Origin of the sequence: Flavobacterium marginilacus (assembly GCF_026870155.1) — a bacterium.
Taxonomy (GTDB): domain Bacteria; phylum Bacteroidota; class Bacteroidia; order Flavobacteriales; family Flavobacteriaceae; genus Flavobacterium; species Flavobacterium marginilacus.
The window spans coordinates 224,911-245,408 of record NZ_CP113975.1 but is presented as its reverse complement, the minus strand read 5'-3'; the positions used below and the strand labels follow the sequence as shown (position 1 = coordinate 245,408).

The 20,498-nt window shown below is 34.8% G+C and carries 15 protein-coding genes; 7 read left to right on the top strand and 8 right to left on the bottom strand.

Features of this window, described 5'->3' with window-relative positions; all coding sequences use genetic code 11:
* The first annotated feature begins 32 nt into the window (after positions 1-32).
* The 3 genes from OZP07_RS01065 to OZP07_RS01055 all read left to right on the top strand — a co-directional run bounded on the left by OZP07_RS01065 (position 33) and on the right by OZP07_RS01055 (position 5,653).
* Positions 33-1,247 carry an MFS transporter gene (locus tag OZP07_RS01065; protein ID WP_281636967.1) on the top strand — a complete coding sequence of 405 codons (1,215 nt, stop codon included), beginning with the start codon at positions 33-35 and terminating at the stop codon, positions 1,245-1,247.
* Between the two features lie 207 nt (positions 1,248-1,454).
* Complete coding sequence (locus tag OZP07_RS01060; protein WP_281636966.1) at positions 1,455-4,298, top strand: TonB-dependent receptor; 2,844 nt, start codon at positions 1,455-1,457, stop codon at positions 4,296-4,298.
* Positions 4,299-4,303: 5 nt separating this feature from the next.
* On the top strand, positions 4,304-5,653 hold the full coding sequence (locus OZP07_RS01055) for a DUF5689 domain-containing protein (RefSeq protein ID WP_281636965.1): 1,350 nt from the start codon (positions 4,304-4,306) through the stop codon (positions 5,651-5,653).
* Between the two features lie 74 nt (positions 5,654-5,727).
* On the opposite strand, the gene OZP07_RS01050 is transcribed toward OZP07_RS01055, so the two are convergent.
* The 7 genes from OZP07_RS01050 to OZP07_RS01020 all read right to left on the bottom strand — a co-directional run bounded on the left by OZP07_RS01050 (position 5,728) and on the right by OZP07_RS01020 (position 14,387).
* Positions 5,728-7,845, bottom strand: a complete 2,118-nt coding sequence (locus tag OZP07_RS01050) for a glycoside hydrolase family 97 protein (protein ID WP_281636964.1) — start codon at positions 7,843-7,845, stop codon at positions 5,728-5,730.
* Positions 7,846-8,170: 325 nt separating this feature from the next.
* Positions 8,171-9,817 carry a SusR family glycan utilization regulator gene (susR, locus tag OZP07_RS01045; protein ID WP_281636963.1) on the bottom strand — a complete coding sequence of 549 codons (1,647 nt, stop codon included), beginning with the start codon at positions 9,815-9,817 and terminating at the stop codon, positions 8,171-8,173.
* Between the two features lie 105 nt (positions 9,818-9,922).
* Positions 9,923-11,353, bottom strand: coding sequence for a pyruvate kinase (gene pyk / locus OZP07_RS01040; protein WP_194640491.1), 1,431 nt, complete (start codon positions 11,351-11,353; stop codon positions 9,923-9,925).
* A 5-nt stretch (positions 11,354-11,358) separates the two neighbouring features.
* Positions 11,359-11,847 (bottom strand): IPExxxVDY family protein, encoded by a 489-nt coding sequence (locus OZP07_RS01035; protein ID WP_281636962.1) that lies wholly within the window; start codon positions 11,845-11,847, stop codon positions 11,359-11,361.
* A gap of 115 nt (positions 11,848-11,962) precedes the next feature.
* The gene (rnc, locus tag OZP07_RS01030; protein ID WP_194640493.1) at positions 11,963-12,703 is read right to left on the bottom strand and encodes a ribonuclease III; all 741 of its coding nucleotides are present in this window, start codon (positions 12,701-12,703) and stop codon (positions 11,963-11,965) included.
* A 1-nt stretch (position 12,704) separates the two neighbouring features.
* Complete coding sequence (gene fabF, locus OZP07_RS01025; RefSeq protein ID WP_194640494.1) at positions 12,705-13,964, bottom strand: beta-ketoacyl-ACP synthase II; 1,260 nt, start codon at positions 13,962-13,964, stop codon at positions 12,705-12,707.
* A gap of 186 nt (positions 13,965-14,150) precedes the next feature.
* Positions 14,151-14,387 (bottom strand): acyl carrier protein, encoded by a 237-nt coding sequence (locus OZP07_RS01020; protein ID WP_007137004.1) that lies wholly within the window; start codon positions 14,385-14,387, stop codon positions 14,151-14,153.
* Between the two features lie 178 nt (positions 14,388-14,565).
* Here OZP07_RS01020 and purN point away from each other — a divergent pair, with 178 nt between their 5' ends.
* From purN to OZP07_RS01000, 4 genes are all read left to right on the top strand, one after another.
* Complete coding sequence (gene purN, locus OZP07_RS01015; RefSeq protein WP_281636961.1) at positions 14,566-15,135, top strand: phosphoribosylglycinamide formyltransferase; 570 nt, start codon at positions 14,566-14,568, stop codon at positions 15,133-15,135.
* Between the two features lie 9 nt (positions 15,136-15,144).
* The gene (gene rnhA, locus OZP07_RS01010; protein ID WP_194640496.1) at positions 15,145-15,624 is read left to right on the top strand and encodes a ribonuclease HI; all 480 of its coding nucleotides are present in this window, start codon (positions 15,145-15,147) and stop codon (positions 15,622-15,624) included.
* Between the two features lie 75 nt (positions 15,625-15,699).
* Positions 15,700-16,623 (top strand): PfkB family carbohydrate kinase, encoded by a 924-nt coding sequence (locus OZP07_RS01005; protein WP_281636960.1) that lies wholly within the window; start codon positions 15,700-15,702, stop codon positions 16,621-16,623.
* 141 nt (positions 16,624-16,764) lie between these two features.
* Complete coding sequence (locus tag OZP07_RS01000; protein ID WP_194640498.1) at positions 16,765-18,663, top strand: amidophosphoribosyltransferase; 1,899 nt, start codon at positions 16,765-16,767, stop codon at positions 18,661-18,663.
* A 998-nt stretch (positions 18,664-19,661) separates the two neighbouring features.
* Here OZP07_RS01000 and OZP07_RS00995 read toward each other — a convergent pair.
* Entirely contained in the window at positions 19,662-20,270 is a 609-nt protein-coding gene (locus OZP07_RS00995) for a superoxide dismutase (protein WP_115813149.1), read from the bottom strand.
* Positions 20,271-20,498 lie beyond the last annotated feature (228 nt).

Sequence of the window (20,498 nt, the reverse complement as noted above, 5' to 3'; positions counted from 1 at the left end):
ACCTTTGTATTTCATTTTAAAGAGCGACGACTTTGCAATATTTTAATTTTATAGGGTGGTATAAAGCCAAAGGAAAATACAAAAAAAACTATCGAGATGTCAAAGCATCCTATCTGCTTAGGATTCGTATGGCGGTTTCTATGTTTTATTTTGCTATGGGTTTGTGTTTTGCGACTTGGGCAAGCCGTATTCCAACTATTAAATCAACTTTGCATTTAAGTGACGGGCAATTAGGTACTATTCTTTTTGCGTTGCCAGTCGGGCAGTTAACGATGATGTATTTTTCGGGAAAATTAGTGACCCGTTTCGGCAGTCATCGGATTTTACCTTTTGCTATTTCAATGTATGCAGTAAGTTTAACCAATTTGGGATTGGCACAAAATGCATGGCAATTGGCACTTGCATTGTATGCTTTCGGAATTTTTGGTAACCTGACCAATATCTCTGTAAACACTCAGGGCATTTATACCGAAGGGCTTTTTAAAAGAACCATTATGTCCTCTTTTCACGGAATGTGGAGTTTAGCTGGATTTACTGGTGCGCTGGTAGGTTTGGGGATGTTAGCGTTACAGCTTAGTACGTATACTCATTTTTTAATCGTTGCTTTTACTGCTTTTTTGTTAATTGGTCTCAATTTCAAACTCTTGATAAAAGCCAAGGAAACGGTTAAGGCGGAGAAGAAAAAAGGATTCCGTAAACCAGATAAGACCTTGATTTTACTTGGAGTTATAGGATTTTGCAGTATGGCCAGCGAAGGAATTATGTTTGATTGGAGTGGGGTTTTCTTCAAAGATATTGTCAAAGCGCCAGGTGCGCTGATAATTTTGGGTTACACTTCGTTTATGATTATGATGGCCAGCGGGCGTTTTTTTGGGGACAAATTAATCAATAAATATGGGCGAAAAAAAGTAATGCAGATTAGTGGAATCATGATTTCATCTGGTTTCTTTACTGCAGTGGCTTTTCCATATATAATTCCATCAATGCTTGCTTTTATGGTTATCGGATTGGGAGTTTCTACTGTAGTTCCTACTTTGTACAGTATCGCAGGAAAACACCCGACAATACCAACTGGTGAAGCTCTGACAACTGTTTCAAGTGTGAGTTTCTTAGGCTTTTTGATGGGGCCGCCCGTTATAGGCCATATAGCCGAACTTTCAAGTCTGCGGTTTTCCTTCGCATTTATTGGAATCTTCGGTTTTCTTATCGCTTTTATGGTAGGACGCATAAAAGTGATTAGTGAATAATCACAAAAAATAAGTTTTTACTTCTTTTTTTAAATAGTTTTTTTCTTATGTTTGTTTCCGAAGTTAATCGGGAGCTATTTCTATTTGGTTGATATTCAAAATACCATTTTATTTTTCCAAAACATTTTTTATCCTTTTTGAACAAATTTAATCTCTGGGTTTGTTTGTGTTTTGTCGCAGTGCATTCCATTTGTTTACAAAATAGGTATGAAGAAATTTTTGTTAGGAATGCTTTTTTTATGGAAAATAACTTTTGTTTTTGCTCAAAAACCAACAGGTGTTAAAGGGAAAATAATAGATTCTAAAACTCAGAAGCCATTAGAAAATGTAGTAGTTACTGTTGCAAATACTCAGTTGATACAACTCACTTCGAGTGATGGCATTTTTAGTTTTTATAATGTTTTGTCGGGAAATCAATTAGTGCTTTTACATAGTCAGGGTTTTAAGGATCTGTTGCTTTCTATTGTGATTTCAAAAGATCAAATGCTTGACTTGGGAGTTATCCCGATGGAAGACAGTCAAATGGTCGAACAGCAGACGGGCTTAATCACGCTTCTCGAAACCGATTTGAGCGATGATAACAGCGGTTCCGAAAGCACTTCGGGACTTTTGCAGTCTTCCAGAGATGCTTTTCAGCAGGCGTCAGCGTTCAATTGGGGTCAGGCTCGATTTAGAATTCGAGGATTGGACAGCCAATATGCCACGACAACCATTAATGGCATTACAATGAACAAATTGTACGACGGCCGTCCGCAGTGGGGTGATTGGAGCGGACTGAATAATGCCGTTCGGAATCAGGAATTTACAATTGGTTCTTTCCCTTCGGACTATGTTTTTGGTGGAATTTTGGGAACCCAGCAGATTAATACCCGAGCTTCTATTTACAGAAAAGGAACGGTGCTTTCCTTCTCGGGAACCAATACCAATTATGATTGGCGGATGGTCGGAATGTATGCCTCGGGAATGAATGCAAAAGGATGGGCATTTGTAGTTTCTGCAGGTACCCGCTGGGCTGAAGAAGGTTATTTTGAAGGGACGAATTATAATGCTATTGCTGGTTTTATTAGTGTCGAAAAGAAAATAAACGATCAGCATTCTTTAAATTTCTCCGGATTCTACACACCAAATTCCCGAGCCAAAAATTCGCCAAATACCGCCGAAGTTACCGAATTGACAAGCGAAAAGTACAATTCCTACTGGGGCTGGCAGAACGGGAAAAAACGAAATGCCAGAATAAAAACCATCGAAGAACCGATCTTGATGCTGAATCATTTTTTTACCATCGATGAATATTCAACGCTAAATTCAAGTTTAACGTATCAATTTGGAAAAATCACAAACAGTAATATTGACTATCAAAACGCCATTAGTCCGGATCCAACTTATTACAAAAAAATGCCAAGCTATTACTCTTCAATGTATGCTTCGGATGATGGTGAATTTTCGGGAGCATTTACTCCTGATTATGAAGAAGCGCAGAAAAGCAGAGAGCAGTTTCTAGCCAATAATCAAATTGATTGGAACGCTTTGTATTATGCCAATCAGGCGCCGGTTTTGGATGGAAACGGAAATATAACTGCCTATAAACCCGCAAAAAGCAATTATGTTTTGTATGAAGATCATACTGACGACCAAACTATGACGGCAACTTCCTCTTTCAATACACAGATAAATGATAATCTTTTTTTGACGGCGGGTGGTTTTTACAGCCATTTAAAATCTCATAATTACCAGCAATTAACAGATTTATTGGGAGGTTTGTATTTTGAAGATATTGATGTTTTTTATAATGGAGATCAAGCGCAGTCGGATTTGAACCATCCCGACAGACAAGTTGTGGAGGGGGACACCTACGGCTACAATTTTAATTATGTGGCGAATTCTTTAAATCTGTTTACCAATTTTAAATTCACCTACGACAAAGTCGATTTTTATTTGGCACAAAATTTTGTAAGTACCAATTATCAACGGGAAGGTTTGTATCAAAACGGAATTTATCCAACGAATTCTTTTGGCAAAAGTGAGAAAGTGCAATTGGAGAATTTTGGCTTCAAAGGTGGAATTCTTTTCAAAATTTCGGGCAGACAACAAGTAAATTTTAATGGGGCCTATCTTTCGAATGCACCGACAATTAGGAATGCTTTTCCGAATTCTCGTTTGAATAATTCGGTTGTTGCTGGATTGGAAAATGAAAACATAAGCAGTCTGGATGCGAGTTATTTTTATCGTACCCCAAAATGGCAAACACGCCTCACTCTTTTTTATGCCAAAATAAAAAACATCACACAAACTTCGTTCTTTTATGCCGAAGGAATTTTTGATGACGGAGCAGGATATGCCAGCACTGATGCTTTTGTAAGCCAGACTTTAACACATTTGGACAAAAGGAATTTGGGTGCCGAGTTCAGTTTTCAATATCAATTAAGTCCGACACTGATGGCTAATTTTTCGGTGGCGTATGGGCAATATACTTATGCTAGCAATCCCAATGTCACTATAACCAATGACGCCCAAGCCACTGAAGAAAATCCAAACCCAGTATTCAATTTTGGAACTTCTGCATTAAAAAATTACCATCAGGCAGGAATGCCACAGCAGGCCGTTTCATTAGGGATCGAATACCGCGATCCAAAATATTGGTGGATTGGTGCCAATATCAATTATCTGGCCGAGTGTTTTATAGATGTTTCTCCTATTTCCAGGACCGATACATTTTATAAAAATCCGGCGAGCGGTTTCAATTTCCCTGAAGCTTCAGAGGAAAGAGCTCGTGAATTATTGACACAGGAAAAATTTGATCCTATTAATTTGTTGAACATTTCTGGCGGAAAATCTTGGAAAATAAAAGGCAAGAATGTTGGGCTTTTTGCTTCGCTAAATAATGTTTTGGATTTGAAGTACAAAACTGGAGGATATGAACAAGCGAGAAATGCCAATTTCAGACAGCTCAATCAGGATGTTTCCAGCGGGACTCCCAATTTTGGTAATAAATATTTCTACGGTTATGGGAGAACCTATTTTGTAAACCTGTACATCAATTTAAAAAATTAATGAATATGAATTTAAAATGCTGCACTGTTTTTTTAGGAATTGTAATGATTTTAAATGGTTGTGCCAAAGAAGAATTTGATGTGCCAAAATTAGCCTGTAATCAGCCTGACCTAAATGTAAACCGTACTGTTGAAGAAGTCCGCGCTATTACAAGTTCCATAGTGACAGAATACAAATATGATGATATTATTGAAGCCTATGTGGTTTCCAGTGATGAGGAAGGGAATTTTTTTAAGACTATTTCGTTTCAGACTTTGGCAACAGCCAAAGCACCAGCGACGGGTTTTAGTGTTCCTGTTGATGCCTCGAATAGCTATATTGATTTTAGATTGGGCAATAAAGTTTATATCAAAATGAAAAAACAATATACCGATATTTATTATGGCGGTCTGCGCATTGGGGATATTTTTGTTAATAGCTATAACGAAGGCGGTGTTGGCCGAATTTCTCAAAACGATTATAAAAAAGTACTGAATGCTTCCTGTACAATGATTGATGAAAGCCAATTGGTCAAGCTGGTTAGTGTTGAAGAGGCTTTAGATGATGCCAAGATTAATACATTAATCGAATTGAAAGATGTGGAGTTTACCGAATCGGCGCTGGGACGGCATTATTATGAAGAAACCAATGATGTTGGCGGAGCAACAAACTGGAATCTGCGGGACAAAACAGGAAGTCAGATTATTTTCAGAACAAGCGGTTATGCTGATTTTTCAGATCATTTAGTACCAGAAGGAAGCGGTACAATCCGTGGAGTTTTGACAAAATTCGGCACCGATTATCAATTAATGGTAAGGTCTGAAAAAGATATTGTAATGAACGGAAATAGAAGTATTCCCTTCTTTGCTGAAGATTTTCAATCCGTTAAAAATAATGTAAATTTTGCGTTGCCTGGCTGGAGCAATGTTGTCGAAAAAGCCACCAAATTATGGAAAAGCATAGTCTATAGTGGTAATGGCTATGCCGAGTTCAATACGACAAGTACTACCGCAGCAGAAAATATTGCCTGGCTGGTTTCCCCAAAAATTAATTTGAAAGATTATAAAAAGTCTGTATTGTCTTTTCGAAGCGCACAGCATGATTTGAAAATCGATTCTCCTCTCAACACATTGGAAGTATATGTATCAGCCAATTTTGACGGTTCGAGTATAACCAAGGCAAAATGGACAAAATTAACTGCCAAAGTACCGTCCTTATCAACACCGGCCCGCACATTTATCAGTTCCGGCGGTATTGATTTGTCTTCTTATACAGGAAATATTCACATCGCATTTAAATACATTGGTTCTGGCAAAGACAAAACTTTAAACGGAGCTTTTATGATCGATGATGTCAAGATTTTTGGAGAAAAATAATTAAATGAACCATTAAGGAATTAAGGGTACATTAAGAATTAAAACCTTAATTCCTTAATGGTTCAAAAAGAAAATTACTTTTTATTTTCAATAATGCTAATCGCATAACCACCTCCTGCGGCGCTCAGTTGAGAAAGCTTAGATTTATTGGTCACTTCTATTTTTCGAATGATGTAAGCCTGCGGATTTGTTTTGTAATCAGCATCTTTTGCATCAGCATAAATAGTGGCGGTATATTTTTTTCCTTTTTCCAGGAAAGAAAAATTAATGTTCGAAGTTCTCGGTTCATATCCGTTTACATTCCCGACAAACCAATTATTTGTTCCTTTTGCTTTTCGGGCAACAGTGATGTATTGTCCTGGTTCAGCTTCCAGATAATTACTTTCACTCCAATCTATTGCTACATCTTTAATAAATTGAAAAGCATCCGGAAACTTATTGTAATGTTCAGGGAAATCGGCCGCCATCTGCAAAGGACTGTAAAGCGTGACATACAGTGCTAATTGATTTGCAATAGTGCTGTTTACATGTGATTTATTGTTTGGACTGAATTTACTTAAATCCATTTCGAAAATTCCGGGAGTATAATCCATTGGTCCGCCAATCAATCGGGTGAAAGGTAATAATGTCACGTGATTGGGTTTTGAACCTCCAAAAGCCTGATATTCTGTTCCTCTAGCCGCTTCGTTACCGATTAGATTTGGATAGGTTCTGCAGATACCTGTTGGCCGAACCGCTTCGTGTGCATTGAGCATAATTTTATAATCGGCCGCTTTTTCTATGGCATATTGATAATGATTAATCATAAATTGGTTGTAATGATTATTGCCATTAGATATGATGTCGCCTACATAACCGCTTTTTACAGCATCATATCCATTATCTTTCATGAACTGGTATGCTTTGTCCATATGGCGTTCATAATTGCGAACTGATCCAGATGTTTCATGGTGCATAATTATTTTTACGCCTTTAGATTTTGCATATTCATGAAGTCCTTTTACATCAAAATCTGGATAAGGTGTCACAAAATCAAAAACGTAGTCTTTGTAATGGCCAAACCAGTCTTCCCAGCCTTGGTTCCAGCCTTCGACTAATACGGCATCAAAACCATTTGCAGCAGCAAAATCAATATATTTTTTTACGTTGGCATTGTTAGCGCCATGTGTGCTGTTTGGTTTTGCTTTTGAAAAATCGGTAACACCAAGCTGTACTGATGGGAATTCGTCAGTGTAGGACCATGAGCTTTTTCCTGTAATCATTTCCCACCATACACCTACATATTTTACAGGTTTAATCCATGAAGTATCTTCTATTTTGCAGGGATCATTCAAGTTTAAAGTCATTTTGGAAGCTAAAATTTCTCTGGCATCATCGCTTACAATGATGGTTCGCCACGGCGAATGGGATGGAGCCTGAATATATCCTTTGGCACCCTTTTCATCTGGAGTCAGCCATGATTCAAATACCATGTTTTTATCATCCAGATTCAAGTGCATACAGGAATAATTAATCAATGCGGCTTCGTGCAGATTGATGTAAATCCCTTCATTTGTTTTCAGCATAAGAGAGGTTTGCACTCCTGTTGGTGAAAAGGATGTCTGTGATAAGTTAGCAGTTTTTGCTTTTTCGGTTAATCCTCTTATTTCAGATAATTTTGAAGTCGTATAATCGTATTCCTGAGTGTCATAATCTCCCGGAATCCAAAAAGCTGTATGATCGCCTGTCATGGCAAATTGGCTTCTTTCTTCTTTTATAACAAAATAAACTAAGTTCTTTTGTGCCGGGAATTCATAGCGGAAACCAAGACCGTCATTAAACAGCCGAAAACGGATGACGATTTGTCTATCGGTTTCTTTTTGGTTTAATGTAAGTGCCAGTTCGTTATATTGATTGCGGATCGACTCCGTTTCTCCCCAGACCGGTTTCCAGGTTTCATCAAAAGTTGAAGTTTTATGATCTATTACTGTAAAATCATTGAGTAATGACTTTTTATCATTTTTTAGTTCAAGCCCCAATTTACTCGGCTTTATGATTGTTTTGTTTTTGTAGCTTAAACTATAACTTGGAGTTCCGTCATTTTGTAATGCAAACTCCATAATAAAATTACCATTGGGAGATTTCAGCTGCTGTGAATTGGCATACTGCAAAGCCAAAAAATAAAATAAAGCGGTATAGACTAACTGTTTCATATAAATAAAATTTGGTTATTATTTCAAATCTAAGTTTTTCAAAATCGATTATTTTTAAATCATTAGGCTTGATCAAATTGACCAAAGATGCCGTATTTTGATATTCAAAAAAAAATCGTTTTCGAAAAAGTAAAAGTATACGCTTTGAAGTCCTGAAAATTTTGATTTTTATAAAAAGTAGATTGGTTTTTTAAAAATACAAAATAAATTACTAAAAATCAATAAGTTGATTTTTTTTTGATTTTAAAAAAAAGTGGTGCAGGAATAGCTTAGAATTCCAAAAACGAGTAAAATAGTGTCCCATAAATTTAAGAAATAGAAGGTTTTATTCCTCAGTTTTTCCAATCTGCATTACTCTTTCTTCAAATTCATCTCTGGGACCGGCAGATTTGTTTTTGAGCTGGGAGCGGTAATTGTATATAGTCGAAATCGAGTAGCGAAGGAAAACAGCAATTTTAGCACTGTCTTTTATACCCAGACGGATGAGTGCAAAAATCCGCAGTTCAGTATTGAGCTGTTCGCCTTCTTTTGGCAGAATAGCTTCACTGGGAAGCAACAGCGTATTAAAATCATTGATGAAATTTGGAAATAACTGTAAAAAAGTTTTGTCAAAATTGGTATAAAATTCTTTTAATTCATTTTCGATATATTCTTTTGACTTCACCGTATTTACAAGATCGTTTATTTTTCCGGTCGTTGCCAGTACATTAAGTTTCCGCTGATATTCATCTAGTTTTCCTAAATAATCTGAACTTTGGTCCATATAACGGCCAATATAAATTTCTTTTAAAAAATTGGCTTCAGATAAAGTATTGTTTGAAAGATTTAATTTTTCATTGAAGATATTTAGTTCGGAATTCAATTCAGAAAGTTTATCATTTGCCAAACTCAGCTCTTTTTTTGCGGCTGCTAATTTTTTCATCTGCTTAAAAAACAAAAGCAAAAGTGCTAATAAAATCAGTACTAAGAAACTGGCACTAATTAAAAAGATAACCAATTGGAATCTGTTAGTTTCATTTTGCTGCTGGTAGGATTCACTGATGATGGGCAGCATCTTTGATATTTCATAAGTTCTTAAGCGTGCGTTGCACAGAACTGCGTCATCCATTGAACGTTTGATATACGTATAAGCCCGATCGATATCGCCATCTTCATATAGTAAAAAAGCTAACGAACGAAGAGAAATATACTCTTTTTTGGACAGCTGTAAGTCTGATAAAGCCGAAATACCGAGCCATTTTTTTTCTTTATCTCTATTCTTTTTTTGCTTGTAAGCTTGGGAAATAACATAGGCTATAATTGCTCGGTTAGGGTCATTCTGATGAATTTTTGGAAAAAGAGGAAGTAATAAATCAAGAGCTTCATCTTGTTTTTTAATGTCAAGATACCAATCTGCCTTTGCGATAATGTATGAAATGGAATTGACAGGATAAAAATTCACACAGGAATCCCGATATTTTTTGGAAAGCAGCTGGTACTTTTCTTTTTCTTGTTTAGAAGAAGCATTGTCAGCCATTTGTCCATAAATCATTCTGCTCACACTAAAAAAAGAACCTTTTAAATTTGCAATAGAAACTGTTTTAAGGGAATTCAAAGCGTCGATACCTTCTTTGTACATGCCTAAAGTTCCCATTATTGTTATGAGATTTAATTTGGCTTGATTCAGTTTTTCAGTTTCATTTAGTTTTTCAGCTATTTTGAGATTCTTTCTGGCATATACTAAAGCAGAATCAGACTGATATGAATTATATCTATTGTACAGTTTTTGGGTAACCTCATATTCAGAAATAGGAGTATGGGTGTTTTTTAAAAGTGATTTGAGCTGGGAAATCTCACGTTCTTTTTTTTGAGTGTAAAAGGAATTATTTTCAATTGTCTGATCTATTTCAGACAATAAGGCATCTGATTTTTTTTGTGCCAATGAATAGTAGGGCAGTAACAAAATGGCAGCAAACACTAAAAATTTATTCATTGAACGCAGATTTGTTTCCTGTAAAAATAATTAAAAATTGAAATGAAAAACCGCCTTGAATCTTTAAAAGATTTAAGACGGTTTTATATTTTGATGTACTAAAAGTTACTCTATTTCAGAAACTCTTAAGGTATTTACCATACCTTTTTCAACAATAGGCATAGCAGCAAGGTTGATTAAGAAATCTCCTTTTTTCACAAAACCTTTCTCTTTTACGATATTATTTACGTCTACAACAGTATCATCTGTGCTAACTGATTTTTCGTAATAAAATGATTTTACTCCCCAAAGTAAATTAAGCTGAGTCAAAATTCTTTTATTTGAAGTAAAAACCAAAATATGTGCAGATGGTCTCCAAGCCGAAATTTGAAATGCAGTATAACCGCTGTTGGTTAAAGTACAAATTGCTTTTGCTTTGATAGCATTGGCCATGATAGCGGCATGCTGGCAAACTGTTTTTGTGATAAAACGGTTTGTTCTTACCTGAGGTGAGTTTTGTGGAACTTGAATAAGCGGTGAATCTTCAACAGCTTCAAGGATTTGAGTCATTTTTTGGATTACCTGTACTGGATAATTACCTGTAGCAGTTTCTCCGGAAAGCATCACGGCATCAGCTCCATCCATAACCGAGTTGGCTACGTCGTTTACTTCTGCACGGGTTGGAGTTAAGCTGGTAATCATTGTTTCCATCATTTGAGTAGCAACAATAACTGGGATTCTGGCAGTTTTAGCTCTGCGGATTAATTCTTTTTGAACCAATGGTACTTCATGCGCAGGTAATTCAACTCCAAGGTCACCTCTTGCAACCATCAAAGCATCACAATAAGCAACAATTCTATCCATATTGTCTAATGCTTCCGGCATTTCGATTTTGGCAATAATTGGAATTTTATGCTCAGAATGTTTTGCAATCAATTCTTGTAAATCTTGTAAATCTCTAGGTGTTTTTACAAATGAAAGAGCGATCCAGTCTAATTTCATTTCTATTGCAAAAATGGCATCAGCAATATCTTTTTCTGTCAATGCAGGTAATGAAATCTTAGTATTTGGCAAATTCACTCCTTTTTTGGATTTCAATTCACCTCCTTGGATAACACGTGCAACAACTTCAGATTTTTTATCGGTTTCAACGATTTCAAAAATCAATTTACCATCGTCCAATAATACTCTTTCTCCAGGATTAACATCATTAGGGAAATTTTGGTATTTCATAAATACTCTTTTAGAAGTACCTATTATATCTTCAGCAGTTGTGAAAGTAATCAAATCACCATCATTAACAACAACTCCATCTTCCATAACCCCAACACGAAGTTTAGGGCCTTGTAAGTCTCCAAGAATACCAGTAGTGTATCCAAATTCTTCGTTTATGCCGCGTATAATATTGATTTTGTTTTTAACATCTTCATAATCAGCATGAGAAAAATTCACTCTAAATACATTTACACCTGCCTCGATCATATCTTTAATGATCTCTCGTGTACTACATGCAGGCCCAAGAGTGGCTACAATTTTGGTTTTTTTGTTTGTAAGCATTTTTTTTAAAAAATTAGATTGTTTTTTGATTTTATCTTATTTATTTCAACAATATAGTTGGCAGCTATTTGATCTATTGAATTCAGCTCACTTTGAATTTTCAAAAGATTGGTGTCGTCTTCGCTGTTTTCAATTTTCAAAAAGTAATTTACTTTTTTAAATTCAGGAATCATGTACACTTTTTTTGCTACTTCTATGTCAAAATTTGTAAACAAACTTTGATTGTCTTCTTTTTTTTGTTGAATGACTTCGTTTATATTTTGTATCAAATCCCATAAAATATCTTTTTTCTTTTCATAATAATGAAATCTAGAAAAATGAACTTCTCCTTCTTTATCAGTAATTTGAATTTCTTTGATAGATTTATTCAGGTTTACATGAAGTTTTTGATTGATAAAATAAGCCAATCGGTAATCTTCTAATGTGGTGTGAATAGCAATAAGACTATAATCTATCTCGTCAAATTCACCAAAATTCAGTTTATGAATCGCCATGGTCATTAAAAAATAAGCTGTAAATATAATATTTCTAAATTAGTAAAAGGACGCTTACTGACTAGGATTATGATATTTTATTAACGAAAACGATGTAGCATTAATAATCATTTAGCTATTTTCTTTCAATTTTTTCCTGAAAAGCAAAGTAAGCGCGCTGCGAAGCTTTCTCTTCTGCTTTCTTTTTTGAAGTAGCTCTGGCTTTTGCAACTACTTTGTCATCAATACTTAGTTTAACACCAAACAGCCGCTGACCATCAATTGCATTGTCGTCAAAAATATCATAATGGAATTGTTTTTTCTCTTTTTGACACCATTCTATCACTAGGCTTTTATAACTGATTACTTTGCCTTCCAGTCTTGCAATGTCCACATAGGGAATAACAACCCTTTTTTGTATAAATTTTTCACAGTATTCGTACCCTTTATCTAAATAAATTGCGCCTATTAAAGATTCAAATATGTTTCCATGTATGTTCTCTCCAAAGTGATGTACAGGAACTTTGCTTTCAACAAATTCAATTAGGTTTAAGTCTTTGCCTAGTTCATTCAGATGCTCCCGGCTTACTATTTTTGAACGCATTTTCGTTAAGTAACCTTCATCTCCTAATGGGGCTTCATTGAATAAGTAGGCAGCAATAACCGAACTCAGCATCGCATCACCTAGAAACTCAAGTCTCTCATAATTAATTGGATTGCCTTTTAAATCGATGCGGTTTGATGAACGATGCGTAAAGGCTTTTCTGTAAAATTCCAGAGAAATAGGGTCAAATCCAAGGATGGATTGAATAGCAGTAAAAAAAATCCCGTCTTCTTGAGAACGGGATTTTGAGAATATTTTTTTTAGAAAACGCATTTTATGCTTTGTAATCTAATTTTTTAACCAAAACGCAGGCGTTATGGCCACCAAAACCAAATGTATTACTCATAACAACATTCATTTCTCTTTTTTGAGCAACGTTAAAAGTAAAGTTTAATTTTGGATCGATATTTTCATCATCTGTAAAATGATTTATTGTTGGAGGCACAATTCCGTGCTTTAATGAAAGAATACATGATATTGCTTCTATTGCTCCAGTTGCACCAAGTAAATGACCAGTCATAGACTTTGTTGAATTCAGATTCATTGTATATGCATGTTCACCAAAAACATGAAGAATTGCTTTAGATTCTCCAATATCACCAAGCGGAGTTGAAGTTCCATGCATATTTACACCGTCTACATCTGTTGGCTCTAAGCCAGCATCTCTTAAACAGTTTAGCATTACATTTTTAGCTCCTAATCCTTCAGGATGCGGTGCAGTAATGTGATATGCATCTGCAGACATTCCGCCTCCTCCTATTTCGCAGTATATTGTTGCACCACGGGCTACCGCATGCTCGTATTCTTCTAAAATTAATGCTCCAGCACCTTCTCCAAGTACAAATCCATCTCTTCCTTTGTCCATCGGTCTTGAAGCTGTTTTTGGATCATCATTTCTTGTTGATAAGGCATGCATAGCATTAAAACCTCCCATTCCAGCAATTGTTACAGCAGCTTCAGAGCCGCCAGTTACAATAACGTCTGCATGACCAAGACGGATATAATTGAAAGCATCGATGATAGCATTTGTTGATGATGCACAAGCAGAAACTGTTGTGAAATTTGGCCCTCTAAATCCATGCTTCATAGAAATAAGACCGCCAGCTATATCTGCAATCATTTTTGGTATAAAGAAAGGATTGAACTTAGGTGTACCATCCCCTTCTGAAAAATTAAGAACTTCAATTTGAAAAGTTTCTAATCCTCCAATTCCTGAACCCCAAATAACACCGACTCTGTCTTTATCTAATTTGTCATAGTCAAAATTAGCATCATTTACGGCTTGGTCAGATGCAACCATAGCGTATTGTGCATAACGGTCCATTTTTCTGGCTTCTTTTCTATCAATAAAATCTTCTACATTGAAGTTTTTTACTTCACAGGCAAATTTTGTTCTAAACTTTGAAGCATCAAAATAGGTTATTGGTGCAGCGCCGCTAACACCGTTAATTAAGCCATTCCAAAACTCCTCAACAGTATTACCAATGGGAGTAAGGGCTCCAAGGCCTGTTACAACAACTCTTCTTAAAACCATAAACGTTTTTATTTTTGTTATCTTTTAACAAATAAAGCCCATGCTTTCTATACTATAAAAAGTAACTAAAGAGTCATGGGGATTTATTGTAAATATAATTTGATTGAAATTCAATCGGAATTTAATTTTTTAAATAATAACACCCGATTTAAAATTAAGAAATTTTAGAAATCGGGTGTGTAATTATTATTTTTTAGCTTCCTCGATGTAAGAGATAGCTTGACCTACAGTAGCGATGTTTTCTGCTTGATCGTCTGGAATTTGAATGTCAAATTCTTTTTCGAATTCCATAATAAGCTCAACAGTGTCTAATGAGTCAGCTCCCAAATCATTAGTGAAGCTTGCTTCTGTTACAACTTCGTTTTCGTCAACACCTAATTTGTCTACGATAATCGCTTTTACTCTTGATGCAATGTCTGACATAATCTTTTAATTTTAGAATTTAATTTGTTGGCAAAAATAAAACAACTTTATTTTAAAACAACTATTTAGTGAATAAATGTGAGTACTAATTTATAAAATTTATTCCAACAAAGATTTTGTAAACCTATTTATTTTCGTTTTTTATTCCTTTTTTTGCATAAAATCTAAAAATAGAATTATGAAAAGAATACTGATATTTGCTTCTGGATCGGGGACTAACGCTGAAAACATTATAAAATATTTTGGCAATGGGGAGATTGGGAAGGTAGCAGCTGTTTTTACCAATAATGCAGCAGCTACTGTTCTTGATAAAGCAAAAAAATTAGATGTTCCTACCGTGATTTTTTCTAAAGAAGAATTAAATTCAGGAAAAGTACTACAAAATGTAATTCAATTTGAACCGGATTTAATTGTCTTAGCGGGATTTTTATTAAAATTTCCAGATGATTTAATTAAAACTTATCCAAATAGAGTCATAAATATACATCCTGCCCTGCTGCCAAAATTTGGCGGAAAAGGAATGTATGGAATGCATATTCACAAAGCAGTAGTAGAAAATAAAGAAATTGAAACTGGAATTACTATTCATTATGTGAATGAAAATTATGACGAAGGGAATATTATATTTCAGCAGCATGTCAGTCTTTTTGAAAGTGATACACCAGAAACGGTTGCTGCAAAAATCCATGAACTGGAACAAAAACATTTTCCTGAAGTTATAGAAAAACTGCTTCTTAATAATCTTTAATTACCGCTCTTGAATTACGACGTACATATATATACAGACGGCGCTGCTAAGGGAAACCCCGGAAATGGAGGTTACGGTGTTGTTATGGAATGGGTTGGGAAACCTTATAAAAAGGAGTTTTACGAGGGTTTCAGGCACACAACCAATAACCGGATGGAATTGCTGGGAGTAATTGTTGGTCTTGAAAAACTAAAAAAAGAGAATACAGCCGTTCTGGTTATTTCGGATTCAAAGTATGTTGTGGATTCGGTTCAGAAAAAATGGGTGTTTGGCTGGGAAAAAAAAGGTTTTGCCGGAAAGAAGAACCCTGATTTGTGGAAACGCTTTCTGCTTGTTTATAAAAAGCATCAGGTTGATTTTAAATGGATAAAAGGGCATAATAATCATCCTCAGAATGAAAGATGTGATGAACTGGCTGTTATGGCTTCTATGCAGAAACAGCTTTCGATAGATGCCTTTTATGAAAAAGAAGAGGGCAAACTTTTATGAAAACTTTGCAAAATACACCCTTTGCAATATTGCAACTTATAAACTATCTTTGCACCCTAATTCGAAACTCATATAATGAATAAATTATTGATTGTTGGAACAGTAGCTTTCGACGCAATTGAAACTCCTTTTGGGAAAACAGACAAAATTCTAGGCGGAGCAGCAACTTATATAGGAATATCGGCTTCTTTTTTTAATGTTAAATCGGCAGTAGTTTCTGTTGTTGGAGATGATTTTCCACAGGAATATTTAGATTTGTTAACAGATAGAAATATTGATATTTCTGGAATCGAGGTTGTTAAGGGAGGTAAAACTTTCTTCTGGAGCGGATTGTACCACAACGATTTGAATTCAAGAGATACTTTGGCAACTGAATTAAACGTTTTGGCAGATTTTCAGCCGAAAGTGCCTCAGGATTATAAAAATGCCGAAATTGTAATGTTAGGTAACCTGCATCCATTGGTACAAAGCAGTGTTTTGGACCAAATGGAAACCAAACCAAAATTAGTAGTTCTTGATACTATGAATTTTTGGATGGATTGCGCCTTGCCAGAATTATTAGACATCATAAAAAGAGTAGATGTTATTACTATAAATGATGAAGAAGCGCGTCAGCTTTCTGGAGAATATTCTTTAGTTAAAGCAGCAGCAAAAATTCACGAAATGGGACCAAAATATGTGGTAATCAAAAAAGGTGAACATGGAGCTTTGTTGTTTCATGGAAAAGAAATTTTCTTTGCACCGGCATTACCGTTAGAAGAAGTTTTTGATCCAACTGGTGCTGGAGATACTTTTGCAGGAGGATTTTCAGGATATATAACACAAAGTGAAAATGTTTCTTTTGAGAATATGAAAAACGCAATTATTTACGGTTCGAATTTAGCTTCTTTCTGTGTAGAGAAATTTGGAACAGAAAGGATGATTGGTTTAGAAGAGGATGAAGTGGTCTCAAGACTTAAACAGTTTAAATCTCTGACCCAGTTTGATATAGAATTATAATGTTCTAAAGCCTCGATATGAGGCTTTTTTTAATTAACACAGTTAATATTTATAAGAAACAGTACGAATTTGCTTCGTATTTGGTTTAAAGAAAAGTTATACAGACACCAATAAATACCAACAACTACAAACAACAAAACAATGAGCGACGCTTTAAAACACGAATGTGGAATAGCTTTAGTCAGACTTTTAAAACCTCTTGAATTTTATAAAGAAAAGTATGGTACCGCATTCTATGGTATACAGAAAATGTACCTGATGATGGAGAAACAGCACAACCGCGGTCAGGACGGTGCTGGTTTTGCAAGTATTAAAATGGATGTAGAACCGGGTGAAAGATACATAAGCCGTGTCCGTTCTAATCATGCACAGCCTATTCAGGATGTTTTCAAACAGATAAACGAAAGAGTAAACGAAGTGATGGCGGCTCATCCTGAATATTCGGATGATGTTGCACAGCTGAAAGCAAATATTCCTTATATAGGAGAACTGTATTTAGGACACGTCCGTTATGGAACTTTTGGTAAAAATAGTATAGAAAGCGTACATCCGTTTTTGCGTCAAAGCAACTGGATGCACAGGAATTTGATTTTGGCTGGAAACTTTAATATGACTAACGTTAAAGAACTTTTTCAGAATCTGGTTGAATTAGGACAGCATCCAAAAGAAATGGCAGATACTGTTACTGTAATGGAAAAAATCGGCCATTTTTTGGATAAAGAAGTAATGCAGTTATATCAGGACTGTAAAGCCGAAGGTTATTCTAAAAGAGATGCTTCTCCAGTAATTGCAGAGCGTTTGGATATCGCTAAAATACTTATGCGTTCTGCCAAAAATCTTGATGGAGGATATGCTATGGCAGGTCTTTTGGGTCATGGAGATGCATTTGTATTTAGAGATCCTGCAGGAATACGTCCGGCTTATTATTATCAAGATGATGAAATTGTGGTGGTAGCCTCTGAACGCCCTGTGATTCAGACAGTCTTTAATGTTCCGTTTGAAAAAGTAAAAGAAATTGATCCTGGTAATGCTTTAATCATCAAAAAAAATGGAGATATTTCGATGAAAGAAATTTTAACTCCAACTGTAAAAAAAGCATGTTCATTCGAACGCATCTATTTCTCAAGAGGAAGCGACGCAGAGATTTATCAGGAAAGAAAAGATTTAGGGAAATTGATTTTGCCTGCAGTATTAGAGTCTATTGATAACGATACTGACAACACTGTTTTTTCATACATACCAAATACAGCAGAAACTTCCTTTTATGGTCTGGTAGAAGCGGCTCAGGATTTTTTAAATCAAAGAAAGAAAAATTTTATTCTTGAAAATAAGGATACATTAACAGTTGATTCTTTAGAAAAATTACTTTCAGTAAAAATTAGAACTGAAAAAGTTGCTATAAAAGATGCTAAACTTAGAACTTTTATTACCGAAGACAGCAGCAGGGATGATTTAGTGGCTCACGTTTATGATGTAACTTATGGAGTAATCAAGCCAACGGATAATCTTGTTATTATTGATGATAGTATTGTAAGAGGAACAACTCTTAAAATGAGTATCATTAAAATGATGGATCGTTTAAAACCAAAAAGAATTGTAATCGTTTCGTCTGCACCGCAGATACGTTTTCCTGATTGTTATGGAATTGACATGGCAAAATTAGAAGGACTTGTTGCATTTAGAGCAGCTTTAGAGTTATTGAAAGAAAGAAATCTGTATCATATTGTTGATGAAGTGTATGCTAAATGTAAAGCGCAGGAAAATTATCATGATACAGATGTTGTAAATTATGTTACAGCAATATATGATTCTTTCACTTCCCAGGAAATCTCAGATAAAATTGCCGAAATGCTTAGTTCATCAGATATTAATGCTGAAGTAAAAATTATTTTCCAAACAGTAGAAGATTTACATGTAGCTTGTCCAAAAAACCTAGGAGATTGGTACTTTACAGGTGATTATCCTACTCCAGGCGGTAATCGTGTAGTAAATAGAGCTTTTATGAATTTTTATGAAGGTAAAGACGCCAGAGCATACTAAATTGTCCGATTATCGGGTATGTAGGTACTTTGTCGAATTTATTTTAAAAATCATTAATATCAAATTATGTTTGCTCTACCATAATTTAGTAGGTTAAGTTTATGGTAGATTTGGGGCAAAAAGGGTGAAAGTAACATTTCACCTTTTTTATTGGAATAAAGTCAGGTTTTTGCTTTTTATGATTCTGTTTTATATTGTACAAATAGAATATTCAATAATAAGATTTACTGAATATGGGTAAATTCTTTAGTTAAACGACTTTATTGGGCATTTATCGAGAATAATTTAGAAATACATTTTTACAAAGTACATTTGAGTACCATAATTTTTAGTAGGTTAAGTTTATGGTAGATTTGGGGCAAAAAGGGTGAAAGTAACATTTCACCTTTTTTATTGGAATAAAGTCAGGTTTTTGCTTTTTGTGATTCTGTTTTATATCGTACGAATAGAATATTCAGTAATAAAATTACTGAATTCTGGCAAATTCTTTAGTTAAACGACTTTATTGGGTATTTATCGAGAATAATTTAGAAATACGTTTTTATAAAGTACATTTGAGTACCATAATTTTTAGTAGGTTAAGTTTATGGTAGATTTGGGGCAAAAAGGGTGAAAGTAACATTTCACCTTTTTTATTGGAATAAAGTCAGGTTTTTGCTTTTTATGATTCTGTTTTATATCGTACAAATAGAATATTCAGTAATAAAATTTACTGAATATGAGCAAATTCTTTAGTTAAACGACTTTATTGGGTATTTATCGAGAATAATTTAGAAATACGTTTTTATAAAGTACATTTGAGTACCATAATTTTTAGTAGGTTAAGTTTATGGTAGATTTGGGGCAAAAAGGGTGAAAGTAACATTTCACCTTTTTTATTGGAATAAAGTCAAAAAAAGAAAATAGAAATAAAATTAAAAGTGTCTTAAAAAAAAATAGACGAACAAACTCTAGGTTCGTACGTCTATCATGTATTGTATGTCCTTTATTCTATTTTCTTACTTCTCTAAAGCAAAACGTCTAGATACTTCAGTCCAGTTAATTACACTGAAAAAAGCTTCAATATAATCAGGTCTTCTGTTTTGATAATTCAAGTAATAAGCGTGTTCCCAAACATCCATACCTAAAATTGGAGTTCCTCCGCAGCCTACTTCAGGCATTAATGGATTGTCTTGATTTGGAGTACCGCAAACGTCTAATTTACCTCCTTTTTGCACACATAGCCAAGCCCATCCAGAGCCAAATTGTGTAGCACCAGCTTTAGCAAATTTTGCTTTAAATTCTTCAAAAGTTCCAAAAGAGCTTTCGATAGCCTCTAACAGTTCACCAGTTGGTAATCCGCCTCCATCAGCTGACATAACAGTCCAAAATAAGTTATGATTGTAAAAACCACCACCATTATTACGAACAGCAGCATTAGATTTATCTAAGTTAATCAAGATATTTTCAATTGTTTTTCCTTCCAAATCAGTTCCTGCGATAGCTGCATTCAAATTTGTAGTGTAAGCGTTGTGATGTTTTGAATGGTGTATTTCCATTGTACGGGCATCAATATGTGGTTCTAATGCGTCATACGCATAAGGTAATTGTGGTAATTCAAAAGCCATAGTATAGTTGTTTAATGATTTATAAATAATTTCAAAATTAAACATTTAACTTTGGAATTGAAAATTCTATTTTGTTATAATTTTATCAAATAAAATGATAGTTCCTTTTGGCGGTCAAAAAAACAGTAATTTGGAGCTGTTTCCCGCTATTCGTTTCAATCTTTTTATCTCGTCCCAAAAGCCGAGACAAAAAGGATTTCCACTTCTATCGGGGCTTGGGATTTTGTG

Coding starts and splice junctions, on each gene's coding strand:
- OZP07_RS01060 (WP_281636966.1), top strand. CDS start 1,455: ATGAAGAAATTTTTGTTAGGAATGCTTTTTTTATGGAAAATAACTTTT.
- OZP07_RS01055 (WP_281636965.1), top strand. CDS start 4,304: ATGAATTTAAAATGCTGCACTGTTTTTTTAGGAATTGTAATGATTTTA.
- OZP07_RS01050 (WP_281636964.1), bottom strand. CDS start 7,845: ATGAAACAGTTAGTCTATACCGCTTTATTTTATTTTTTGGCTTTGCAG.
- susR (WP_281636963.1), bottom strand. CDS start 9,817: ATGAATAAATTTTTAGTGTTTGCTGCCATTTTGTTACTGCCCTACTAT.
- pyk (WP_194640491.1), bottom strand. CDS start 11,353: ATGCTTACAAACAAAAAAACCAAAATTGTAGCCACTCTTGGGCCTGCA.
- OZP07_RS01035 (WP_281636962.1), bottom strand. CDS start 11,847: ATGGCGATTCATAAACTGAATTTTGGTGAATTTGACGAGATAGATTAT.
- rnc (WP_194640493.1), bottom strand. CDS start 12,703: ATGCGTTTTCTAAAAAAAATATTCTCAAAATCCCGTTCTCAAGAAGAC.
- fabF (WP_194640494.1), bottom strand. CDS start 13,964: ATGGTTTTAAGAAGAGTTGTTGTAACAGGCCTTGGAGCCCTTACTCCC.
- OZP07_RS01020 (WP_007137004.1), bottom strand. CDS start 14,387: ATGTCAGACATTGCATCAAGAGTAAAAGCGATTATCGTAGACAAATTA.
- purN (WP_281636961.1), top strand. CDS start 14,566: ATGAAAAGAATACTGATATTTGCTTCTGGATCGGGGACTAACGCTGAA.
- OZP07_RS01005 (WP_281636960.1), top strand. CDS start 15,700: ATGAATAAATTATTGATTGTTGGAACAGTAGCTTTCGACGCAATTGAA.
- OZP07_RS01000 (WP_194640498.1), top strand. CDS start 16,765: ATGAGCGACGCTTTAAAACACGAATGTGGAATAGCTTTAGTCAGACTT.
- OZP07_RS00995 (WP_115813149.1), bottom strand. CDS start 20,270: ATGGCTTTTGAATTACCACAATTACCTTATGCGTATGACGCATTAGAA.